The sequence below is a fragment of the Streptomyces sp. DH12 genome (assembly GCF_020873895.1).
Lineage (GTDB): Bacteria > Actinomycetota > Actinomycetes > Streptomycetales > Streptomycetaceae > Streptomyces.
Map to the genome: position 1 here is coordinate 1 of NZ_JAHWGT010000809.1, position 483 is coordinate 483.

Genomic DNA, 483 nt, shown 5'->3' on the forward strand with positions numbered 1-483 from the left:
CTGTCCGCTCCAGCGGGCGAGCACGGCCTGCGCGGCGGCGAGCAGCACCATGAAGCGGCTGGCCCCGTGCTCCCGCGCCAGGTCGTCGACCCGGCCGACGAGGTTGTGGGGCAGGTCGATCTCGACGGCTCCTCCCCGGCCGGTGAACGCGGCGGGACGGGGCCGGTCGGTGGGCAGGTCGAGCACGGGCGCGCCGTCGAGGGCGGCTTCCCAGTAGGCGAGTTGGGGCTCCATGGCGCCGCTGTCGGCGCGGTCGCGCTGCCAGACGGCGAAGTCGCCGTACTGCACGGGCAGCGGCGGCAGCGCGGCGCTCTCGCCCCGCAGGCGGGCGTGGTAGTGCCGGGCGAGTTCGTCGAGCAGGACGTTCTTGGACCAGCCGTCGGTCACCGCGTGGTGCAGGCTGATCAGCACGACGTGGTCGTCCTCGGCGAGTTCCCACACGCCCGAGCGCAGCAGGGGCGGCCGGGCGAGGTCGAAGCGGCG

At 75.2% G+C, this 483-nt stretch carries 1 protein-coding gene; it reads right to left on the reverse strand.

Annotated features, from left to right (window positions below; all coding sequences use genetic code 11):
- Positions 1-483 (reverse strand): condensation domain-containing protein (locus tag LPA54_RS37190; protein WP_228984876.1); only part of this gene is annotated, 483 nt, incomplete at both ends.